The organism is Terrabacter sp. NPDC080008, assembly GCF_040702505.1.
In the GTDB taxonomy this organism is placed as follows: Bacteria; Actinomycetota; Actinomycetes; order Actinomycetales; family Dermatophilaceae; genus Terrabacter.
The window spans coordinates 1-9,946 of sequence record NZ_JBFBLC010000010.1 but is presented as its reverse complement, the minus strand read 5'-3'; the positions used below and the strand labels follow the sequence as shown (position 1 = coordinate 9,946).

The 9,946-nt window shown below is 72.0% G+C and carries 7 protein-coding genes; 3 read left to right on the top strand and 4 right to left on the bottom strand.

Translation table 11 applies throughout. The annotated features are described in order from the left end of the window. Window positions 1-41: 41 nt before the first annotated feature. From AB0316_RS20065 to mraZ, 4 genes are all read right to left on the bottom strand, one after another. Window positions 42-1,823, bottom strand: coding sequence for a penicillin-binding protein 2 (locus AB0316_RS20065; RefSeq protein WP_366274943.1), 1,782 nt, complete (start codon window positions 1,821-1,823; stop codon window positions 42-44). A gap of 430 nt (window positions 1,824-2,253) precedes the next feature. Further along, window positions 2,254-2,937, bottom strand: coding sequence for a hypothetical protein (locus AB0316_RS20060; protein WP_366274942.1), 684 nt, complete (start codon window positions 2,935-2,937; stop codon window positions 2,254-2,256). Then, complete coding sequence (gene rsmH / locus AB0316_RS20055; protein WP_366274941.1) at window positions 2,934-3,941, bottom strand: 16S rRNA (cytosine(1402)-N(4))-methyltransferase RsmH; 1,008 nt, start codon at window positions 3,939-3,941, stop codon at window positions 2,934-2,936. The genes AB0316_RS20060 and rsmH overlap by 4 nt, the downstream gene beginning before the upstream one ends. Window positions 3,942-4,203: 262 nt before the next feature. Further along, on the bottom strand, window positions 4,204-4,635 hold the full coding sequence (mraZ, locus tag AB0316_RS20050; protein ID WP_366274940.1) for a division/cell wall cluster transcriptional repressor MraZ: 432 nt from the start codon (window positions 4,633-4,635) through the stop codon (window positions 4,204-4,206). A gap of 583 nt (window positions 4,636-5,218) precedes the next feature. On the opposite strand from mraZ, the gene AB0316_RS20045 reads away from it, so the two are divergent. From AB0316_RS20045 to AB0316_RS20035, 3 genes are read left to right on the top strand one after another with little or no spacing between them, the layout of a single operon-like run. Next, on the top strand, window positions 5,219-6,163 hold the full coding sequence (locus AB0316_RS20045; RefSeq protein ID WP_366275011.1) for a MoxR family ATPase: 945 nt from the start codon (window positions 5,219-5,221) through the stop codon (window positions 6,161-6,163). 31 nt (window positions 6,164-6,194) lie between these two features. After that, entirely contained in the window at window positions 6,195-7,439 is a 1,245-nt protein-coding gene (locus tag AB0316_RS20040) for a DUF58 domain-containing protein (protein ID WP_366274938.1), read from the top strand. After that, the gene (locus AB0316_RS20035) at window positions 7,436-9,766 is read left to right on the top strand and encodes a DUF3488 and transglutaminase-like domain-containing protein (RefSeq protein ID WP_366274937.1); all 2,331 of its coding nucleotides are present in this window, start codon (window positions 7,436-7,438) and stop codon (window positions 9,764-9,766) included. The genes AB0316_RS20040 and AB0316_RS20035 overlap by 4 nt, the downstream gene beginning before the upstream one ends. Window positions 9,767-9,946: the final 180 nt, after the last annotated feature.

Sequence of the window (9,946 nt, the reverse complement as noted above, 5' to 3'; positions counted from 1 at the left end):
CGTGGCGGGTCGTAGAGGGGAAGGTGACACGTCATCCCAACTTACAGGCCATCCCGTTTGGCCCGCGCATTGCTGATGACCTCCGGGTCGTCCGACGAGAGGGGCTTGTCGGCCCACACGTGGTAGTTCAGGTTGGACTTCGGGCTCGGCGGCGCACCCGTGCGCTCGAGCAGGTAGGTCATGATCTGGTTGAAGACCGGTCCGGCGAGCGCGCCACCGAACATTCCGGCGCTCGGCTTCTGGATGAAGACAGCGACGACGTACTTCGGGGCCTCGGCCGGCGCGAAGCCGATGAAGGAGGCGGTGAAGCCGTTGTAGCGCTTGAGCTTCTCGTCGTAGCGGTCGGCCGTGCCGGTCTTGCCCGCGACGCGGTAGCCCTTGATGCGGGCGGCGCTGGCGGTGCCGTCCTTGCCCGTGACCTCCTCCATCATCCGGGAGAGCTTCACGGCGGTGTCCTGCGAGACGACGCGCACGGGCGTGGTCGGTGCCGCGGGGATGAGCGTGCCGTTCTGGTCGACGGTGCCCTCGACGAGGGACGGAGGCATGCGCACGCCCTTGTTGGCGATGGTCTGGAAGACCCCGGCCTGCTGGATGGCCGTCACGGAGTAGCCCTGGCCGAACAGGATCGTGTAGCGGCGGCTGGAGATCCAGTCCTTGGCCCCGGCGAGGAAGCCCGCCGACTCCCCCGGGAAGCCCACCGGTGTCTTCGAGCCGATGCCGAACTTGCGGTAGTAGCCCTCCATCACGGCGGGCGAGACCCGCTCCCCGATCATGATGGTGCCCATGTTGGACGACTTGGCGAGCACGCCGGTGGCCGTCATGTTCTCGACGCCGTGGGGCTCGTTGTCCTTGAAGTTCGTGCCGGCGCGAGGCAGCCGAGGCGGGACGATGACGCCCGTGTCGGGGGTGATGACCTTCTGCTCGAGCGCGGCCGACATCGTCATCAGCTTGCCGGTGGAGCCCGGCTCGAAGGCGTCGTCGAAGGCGTAGTTGCGCAGGGACTTGGCCTGGGCGTCGGCCAGGTCGTTGGGGTCGAACGTCGGGGAGCTCGCCGCCGCACGGATCTTGCCGGTCGCCACCTCGATGACGACAGCCGTGCCCGACTCGGCGCCCACCGCGGACACCTGCTTGGCCAGGGCGTTCTCGGCGTACCACTGCAGGTCGGCGTCGATGGTCAGCTTCACGTCGCGCCCGTTGACGACCGGGGTGTCGACGCGCTGGGAGCCCGGGATGACGTAGCCGTCACGGGCGCGCTCGGCGACGTTGACCCCGGGCGTGCCCTTGAGCGTCGAGTTGTACATCTGCTCGATGCCGGCGGCGCCGGTCTGGTCGGAGGGCAGCACGAAGCCGACGAGCTGGCTCGAGGCCATCGACGTGGGGTAGACCCGCTGCGCGACGCGCTCGCCGTTGATGCCGGGGATGCCGAGCGCGCGGATCTCGCGGTAGATGGCCGGGTTGACGTCCTTCTTCAGCACGACGTAGCGGGTGTTGGCCCGGGTCAGCAGCTTCGTGAGGTCGCCCTCGGACACGTCCAGCAGCGGTGCGAGGTCCGCCGCGGCGCGCGAGACCCCGACCTGGCGGCGTACGCCGTCGACGACCGCCGTGTAGAGGGGCACGACCGTCGGGTCGGCCGTGAGGGTGTAGCGCTCGACCGAGGAGGCGAGCACCTGACCGTTCGTGTCGAGGATCTGACCGCGCAGGGCGGGCGTCGTCGTCTTGACGGTGCGCTTGGACAGCGCCGCGGCCTGGGTTGCCGACGCGTCGAAGGCCTGGATGCGCATGAGCTGGCCGGCGAAGATCGTGAAGACGAAGAGGATCGCCACGAACATCACGCGGGCCCGGCGCCTGGGGTTGGCGCGCGAGATCCGCAGGGGCCGACGAGGGCCACGGGGACCTCGCGGGCCACCGGACCTCGCGGACGCCGCACGTGGCTTCGACCCGGCCGCGCCACCGCGAACGGGTGCGCCGGACGACCTGCCCCGGCCGCTGCCGGCGCGGCCTGCGCCGCCGGACGCCGGGGTACGCGTCGGGCGCGCGGCCCGCACACCGGGCTGCGGCTTGGGGCTGGGCGCCGCACCGCTCCGCACCGATCCGGCCTGGCGGCTCGGCTGCGCCTGTCGGGGCTGCCGGGCCGGTCGAGGCTCTCGGGTCTGCCGGCTCCCCTGTGACTGCCGGGACTGCCGGGGCTGTCGGGCGGGTGCAGCGCCGCGACCGGTCCTCTGGGGATCGGTCCCTCGGTTCTGCGTCACCGGGTCACCTCGCCGTCGTCTGCTGGTCCTGCCCGTCCTGGCTCGACGCGGCCGGGGCGCCGGTCCCGTCGGTCGACGCGCCGGGCGTCCCGCCCAGTGTGGAGGCTGCGGGGGCCTGCGCCCCGGCACCCGGGGTCGTCGGCGTGGCGTCGTGTGACGGCGCAGCCGTGGCCCCCGCCGAGGAGGAGGCGGCGGAGGATGCGGCGGCGCTCGCCGTGCCGGACGACAGGATCTTGCTGACGGTCGAGGAGAAGGCGGGCGGAGTGGGGCTGGTCACGACGGGGAACGCGTTCTCCTTGGTGGCCGGCTCCGGCTTGCCCGTCACCGTGCCCGTGGACAGGTCGATGTAGCCGCGGGTGTTCATGCGGACCATGCCGATCTTGGCAGCGCTCGCGGCGAGGGCCCCCGTGGCCGACGCGCGCGCGATCTCCTCCTGGAGGTTGCCGGTCGTGTCGCTGAGCCGCACCGACTCGCGCTGGAGGTCACCGAGGGCCATGGCCCCCTGGGCGAGGGCGGTGTTGAGCAGCAGCAGCGTGATCAGGCCGACGGCGAGCAGCGCGATGCAGATCGCCGTGAACACGCCGTTGCCCGTGCGCGAGATGCTGCTCGGGATGACCCGCAGGGGCGTCGGGGCGGGCCCCCGTCGCGGCGTGCGGAGCGGCCTGGCCGTGGCAGTCATCTGGCTCATCGGGTGTGTCCCTTCCTGGTCCTGCTGGCTGAGGGCGTGGAGGTGGCGCGCACGCGCTCGGCGACGCGGAGGCGAGCCGAGGCGGCCCGCGGGTTCGTGGTGACCTCGTCGTCGTCCGGCGCCTCGGCGCCGCGGGTGACGAGGGAGAGGTATGCGGCGTGCTCGGGCAGCTCGACGGGCAGGCCGGGCGGCGTGCTGGAGGTCGCTCCCGCGGCGAAAGCCTGCTTGGTGGCGCGGTCCTCGAGCGAGTGGTAGGACAGCACGGCGATCCTGCCCCCGACGGCGAGCACGTCGATCGCCTCGTCGATGGCCCGGCGCCAGACCTCGAGCTCGTCGTTGACCTCGATGCGCAGGGCCTGGAAGGTCCGCTTGGCCGGGTGGCCGCTCTGGCGCTGCGAGGCGGCCGGGATGACCCGGCGCAGCATCTCGACGAGCCGACCCGAGGTCGAGTAGGGCTCGATCTCGCGGTCGTGGACGATGGCGCGGGCGATCTTGCGCGCGAAGCGCTCCTCGCCGTAGTCCCGCAGGATCCGGGTGAGGTCCTCGACCGAGTACGTGTTGAGCACGTCGGCGGCCGTCTGGCCGGTCGACTGGTCCATTCGCATGTCGAGCGGCGCGTCGACGCGGTAGGCGAAGCCGCGGTCGGCCTCGTCGAGCTGGAGCGAGCTCACGCCGAGATCGAAGAGGATGCCGTCGACCGCCGGCACGTCGAGGTCGGCGACGACGGTCTTGATCTCGTCGTAGACCGCGTGAACCGGACGGAACCGGTCGCCGAAACGCGCCAGTCGCTCGCCCGCCAGCGCCAGCGCCTCCCGGTCGCGGTCGATGCCGACGACGACGCACTCGGGGAAGCGTTCCAGCACGCCCTCGGCGTGGCCACCCATTCCCAGGGTCGCGTCGACGTGAACGGCGCCGGGCCGCTGCAGGGCCGGGGCGAGCAGCTCGAGGATCCGGTCGCGCATGACCGGGACGTGTCGTCCCGCTGCGGGTCCTCGGTCGCTCATGCTGCGTCCTTCACGCTGGTTCCTGGTGTTGCTGGTCGGTGCTGCTGGTGTGCTGCTGGTGGCGCCCGTCCTGCGGGGCCGCGGCTGCCACCTGCGGGCTGGTCCCCATCCGCTGCCTCGCCCGGGACGGGGGAAGTCGTCCCGGGTGTGGAGCGGCTGGAGGCCGGCACCCAGGTGGTATCGGGTGGGCCGGTGTCGGACTGGGCGGGCTGGTGCGGGCTGGTGCGCTGTCGAGGGCGGGACGTCGGGGTGGATCCGGGGCTCAGAAGAGCCCGGGGATCACCTCCTCCGCCGTGTCGGCGAAGCTCTGCTCGGTCTGCTCCAGGTAGGCGTTCCACACGGCGCTGTCCCAGACCTCGAGGCGGGAGCCGGCGCCGATGACGGTGACCTCGCGGTCGAGTCCGGCGTACTGGCGCAGGTTGGCCGGGATGGTGAAGCGGCCCTGCTTGTCGGGGATCTCGTCGGAGGCGCCCGAGAGGAACACGCGCATGTAGTCGCGGGCGGCCTTGCTCGTGGTGGGTGCCTGGCGCATCTGCTCGGCGACCTTGACGAACTCGTCCATCGGGTAGATGAACAGGCTGCGCTCCTGGCCGCGCGTGACCACGAGCCCGGATGCCATGCGGTCGCGGTACTTGGCGGGGAGGAACAGGCGGCCCTTCTCGTCGAGCCGGGGCGTGTGCGTCCCGAGAAACATCGTCCGCCACCTCCCCTGTCCGACCCGCAGACGTGCCATCTCCTGCCTTGTTGCCCCACCGTACTCCACTTTGCTCCACCGTCAACGAACTTTGGCCTCAATTGCCCCGGCGAGTTGCGCATCTGCGCAGGTCAGCGCGGGTGGTGCGAAGTGGAGCGGCGAGGACGAGGCCTGTTCCCGCGCACCGCCGCGAAGGGTCTCCGTGCCGCCGGCGCAGGCACACGGCATACGGCCCCACCACACCCGGGCGTGCTCAGCCGCCCCGCTGGGACGAACCGAACGCTCGCCTCGGACGTCGGGGTGGTGGAAAGTGGAGGAGAAGCCGGCCGACCCGCATCGCCGGGGATCGCTACCGGTTTTGCCGAAGCATGGGAGAAGATCTCCCCACGGGTCGCGCACCCCGCGAGAAGCAGGCTGCGCCACGACATGGGGACGAGCAGCGGAGGACAGCGTGACGAGGATCGAGACCGGGCGCGAGTCGTCCGCCAGCACCACGACGGCCGGCTCCGCGGCTGCGGGGGTCACCCCGTTCCCGTCGCGGGCGCCCGGCCGGTCCGACGGCTCGGCGTCCGACGCTCTCGACCTGCACCTCGTCCACGAGGTGGCCGACCGGCTCATGACCTCCATGACGCGCGTCATCGAGGGCAAGCCCGACGTCGTCCGCACCACGGTGACCGTGCTCTTCGCCGGAGGCCACCTGCTCATCGAGGACGTGCCCGGCGTGGGCAAGACGATGCTCGCCAAGACGCTGGCCCGCACGATCGACGCGACCGTGCGCCGCATCCAGTTCACGCCCGACCTGCTGCCGAGCGACGTCACGGGCGTCAGCATCTTCAACCAGGACGCCCGGCGCTTCGAGTTCCGGCCGGGCGCGATCTTCGCCAACGTGGTGGTCGGCGACGAGATCAACCGGGCCTCGCCGAAGACCCAGTCCGCACTGCTCGAGTCGATGGAGGAGCAGCAGGTCACCGTCGACGGCACGACCTACCCGCTGCACACGCCCTTCATCGTCATGGCGACCCAGAACCCCATCGAGATGGAGGGCACCTACCCGTTGCCCGAGGCCCAGCGAGACCGCTTCATGGCACGCATCTCGATGGGCTATCCGTCGCCGGCCGCCGAGCTCGACCTGCTCGCCACCCACGGGGCCCGCTCCCCGCTCGACGACCTCTCCCCCGTCACCGACGCCGAGACGATCACCCGCGTCGTGCACTCGGTCACGCGGGTGCACGCGAGCCCGGCGGTGAGCCAGTACATCGTCGACCTGGTCACCCGGACCCGCTCCAGCACCGCCCTGCGGCTCGGCGCGTCACCCCGTGCCGCGCTGCACCTGTTGCGCGCATCCCGGGCGTATGCCGCACTCGAGGGCCGCGACCACGTGATCCCCGACGACGTGCAGGCCCTGGCTGGACCGGTCCTCGCCCATCGGCTGATGCCCTCCAGCGAGACCCAGCTCGCCCGCCGGACCACCGCCGAGGTGGTGACCGACCTGCTGCGGCAGGTGCCGGTGCCGCCCGCCGCCCGATGACGACGAGCACGACCGGGAGAGGCCGCCGCCCATGGGCCGACTGCGCAGCGTCCTGACCACGAGGGGCCGCGCCTTCCTCGGCTCGGGAGTGGTCCTCGCGCTCGCCGGCGTCATCTTCGGCTTCCGCGACCTCACCCGCTTCGGGGTGCTGCTCATCGCCCTGCCGCTCATCTCGGCGGTGCTCGTGCGCACCCGCAAGACGCGGATGCACATCGAGCGGCAGACGCATCCCGAGCGCATCAGTGTCGGGCAGGACGCGCACGTCACCCTCTCCTTCGAGAACGTCTCGGGCACGACGACGCCGATCTTCCTGGCGGAGGAACGCCTCGACTACGTCCTCGGTGACCGGCCCCGGTTCGTCGTCGGCCGCATCCCGCCGGGACGGGTGCGCGCGATCGACTACGTCGTGCGCTCGCACCTGCGCGGTCGCTACCGGCTCGGGCCCCTCGGGGTGCAGGTCCAGGACCCCTTCGGGCTCGCCAACCGCAACGCCGTGCTCGAGGGAAGCTCGGACCTCGTCGTGCTGCCCGCCGTGCAGCCGCTCGCGTCGAGTCGTCAGCGCAGTTCGGGCGTCGGCTCGGAAGGAGAGCTGGCGCACCTGATCGCGCTGCACGGCGAGGACGACGTGACGATCCGCGAGTACCGCGACGGCGACGACCTGCGACGCATCCACTGGCCGGCCACCGCTCGCACCGGCGACCTCATGGTGCGCCAGGAGGACCGACCTGCCCAGCGCCGTGCCGTCGTGCTGCTCGACCCGCGGCCGGCCGCGCACGGCGGCGTGGGGGCCGGCAGCTCGTTCGAGTGGGCCGTCACGGCAGCGGCCTCCGTCGGCGCGCACCTCTACGAGTACGGGTATGCCGTCCACCTCGTGTGCGCCGAGACGGTCGAGAGCTCCCGAGCCGTCGAGACCATGACGACCGACGAGATGCTCGACGTCCTGGCCGTCGCCTCGATGCGCGACGAGTCCGGCGAGGACGAGATCCTGCGCGCCGGCCAGGCCCTGGCCGCGGCGGGTGGCTTCCTCGTGGCGATCGTCGGGGCCAGTGGGCGGGATGTCACCTCGCGCGTGGCGAGCCTGCGCCAGCCGGGCACCACCGGGCTCGCCCTCGTGCTCGACGCTGCGAGCTTCGGGGCCAGCCATGCCGAGCCCGCCCAGGACCACGTGGACGCCCTCAGGCTCGCCGGCTGGCGCGCGGTCCGGGTGACGAGCGAGGACGACGTCGCCCGCACCTGGTCGCTGCTGACCGCGGCTGCGGTGGGGAGCAGCCGATGAGCCGCCGCCGCTGGAGGATCACGCTCCTGGCCGCCTTCGCGACCCTCGGGGCGATCTACCCCATCACCAGCCTGTTCACCGCCGCCACGTGGCTGCCCGGGGCCGTGCTCGTCGTGGCCCTCGTGGCGGGCCTCGGCCTGCTGGGGCGGGGCCTGACCCGTTCCCGGCTGCTCGTCGTCGTCGTCCAGGTGCTGGTGACGGGCTACGTCCTGCTCGCGGTCTGGGCCGGGGACACGTTCGCCTTCCTGCTGCCCACCCCCGCCACGGCCGAGGCAGCCAACAGCCTCGGCCTGCAGGCCCTGGACACGGTGCAGCGGTACTCCGCGCCGGCTCCGCTCAACGACGGGACGACCTTCTGCCTGCTGATGGCCGTCGCCCTCGTGGCGATCGCCGTCGACGCCATGGCTGCCACGTGGCGCAGCCCCGCGGCTGCCGGGCTTCCGCTGCTCACGGCATACCTCATCACCGCCGCGAACGGCGACTCCGCGCTGGCGGTGCGCTACTTCGTCGTCCCGGTCGCCCTGTGGCTGGTCATGCTGCACACGACCGCCCGCGCCCAGTTCGGCCGTTGGGGCACCACGCATGCGGCCGCGGGCGGCGAGATCGAGGAGGCGGAGCAGGACCGGCAGACCCTGCGCTCGTTCTCGGCGGGCGCGGTCCAGCTGGGGCTGCTGGGAATCGTCGTGGCGGTCGCCATCCCCAGCCTCGTCCCGCACTTCCCGCCCCACTACCTGACCGAGGGGCTGGGCCGCTCGACCAGCAGCGGGGGCGAGGGCTCCGTCGGTTTCAACGACACCCTGGACCTCTCGCGCAGCCTCAACGACCAGGACCAGACACCGGTCCTGACCTACACGACGACCGGGTTCAGCCGCCCACCGCTCCGGGTACTCGCGACCTCCTACTACTCGCGTGGGCAGTGGAGCGTCGTCGGCTCGTCCACCGAGCGGCCCGACAGCCCTGCCCCGCTCCCCCCGCCGAGCCAGCGTCGCGACTACGTCATCACCGTCACCAACAACACGCTGGCGGCTCCGCGGATCGCCGCGCCCTACCCCGTCGTGGCTGTGGCGATGGAGGGCACGCCGTGGTCGATCGACCCGGTGACCCGGGACGTGCGGGTCGGCCGGGCGGTCAGCAGCTACCGCATCACCTACGCCGACCTCGCGCCGGCGCCGCCACAGCTGCGCGCGTCCGGTCCGCCGGACTCCCCCTCGATCACCAGCGACGACCTGGCCGTGCCCGACCGCAGCAAAGAGCTCCTCCAGCGCTGGTCCGACGAGGTCACCCGCGGACAGGACAACCCCCTGGACAAGGCCATCGCCATCCAGAACCACCTGCGCGACACGAGCGTCTACACCTACTCGCTCGACCTCGGGGAGCCGCTGCGCGACAGCCAGGGACGACTGCTCGACCCGATCCAGAGCTTCTACCAGACTCGCCGCGGCTACTGCGTGCAGTTCGCCACCGCGATGATCATGATGGCGCGCGCCCAGGGCATCCCGGCGCGGATGGCCATCGGCTTCCTGCCGGGGCAGCTCTCCGGCGAGCAGTACGTCGTGCGTGCCAGCGACGCGCACGCCTGGCCCGAGCTGTACTTCCAGGGCTTCGGCTGGCTCCGTTTCGAGCCGACGCCCGGCGCCCGCTCCGGCAGCCCGCCGCCGTATGCCGTGCTCGGGGCCAGCACGGGCGCCACCGGTGGGGGTCGTGAGGTCACCGAGAAGGCGTCCAGCGGGGCCGTCCCTTCAGCGGCGCCCACCACGGCGCGTCCGACGGCGGCTCCGGTCCAGCGGAAGTCGCCGACGTTCCTCGACACCGTCGGCTCGGTCTTCACGTGGCGCAACCTCGCCGTGGTCCTTGCACTCCTGATCGGGGTGCTCGCGGCCTTCTCGATGCCGATCACGGCCTGGCTGCTGCGCCTGCGTCGTCGCCGCGCCGCGGTGACGCAGCAGGACCTCATCGAGGCCGAGTGGGCCGAGCTGACCTCGCACCTCAGCGATCTCGGCATCGGCACACCGGCGGGGATCACCCTGCGCCAGCTGCGGACGCGGTACGTCACCGACGGGCACCTCGACCCGGAGAACGCCACGGCCATGGGCCGGGTCACCGCCACCCTCGAGAAGTCCCGCTACGACCTGCCCGAGCGCACCACGCCGGAAGAGGCGGCGGCCCTGCACGAGGACATCCGCGCGATCCGTCGCCAGATCGGCCGGACCCGCGCCTGGCAGGTGCGCGTCCGGTCGTTCCTGTGGCCGCAGGCGGCAGTGTCCTACTGGCGGTCCCTGCCCGGACGGCTCGGCGTCTCGGGGCGGCAAGGGTTCCGTCGGAACTGAGGCGACCCGACGCCGACCGGCGGGGTATGCGGAAGGCCAGGTGCCGTGGGCACCTGGCCTTCGCATACTGCTCGTCTGGGCGTCGCGACGCTCCTATGGATCGTCAAGTGGTTGCGGGTGGGTGTTCGAGGGTTCGGAAGAGGTCTCTGGCGATGTAGCGCTTGAGGCAGCGTTTGATCT

What these genes read in the sequence shown, in the direction of transcription:
- rsmH (WP_366274941.1), bottom strand. Translation starts at nt 3,941, where the DNA reads ATGAGCGACCGAGGACCCGCAGCGGGACGACACGTCCCGGTCATGCGC.
- AB0316_RS20035 (WP_366274937.1), top strand. Translation starts at nt 7,436, where the DNA reads ATGAGCCGCCGCCGCTGGAGGATCACGCTCCTGGCCGCCTTCGCGACC.
- AB0316_RS20040 (WP_366274938.1), top strand. Translation starts at nt 6,195, where the DNA reads ATGGGCCGACTGCGCAGCGTCCTGACCACGAGGGGCCGCGCCTTCCTC.
- mraZ (WP_366274940.1), bottom strand. Translation starts at nt 4,635, where the DNA reads ATGTTTCTCGGGACGCACACGCCCCGGCTCGACGAGAAGGGCCGCCTG.
- AB0316_RS20060 (WP_366274942.1), bottom strand. Translation starts at nt 2,937, where the DNA reads ATGAGCCAGATGACTGCCACGGCCAGGCCGCTCCGCACGCCGCGACGG.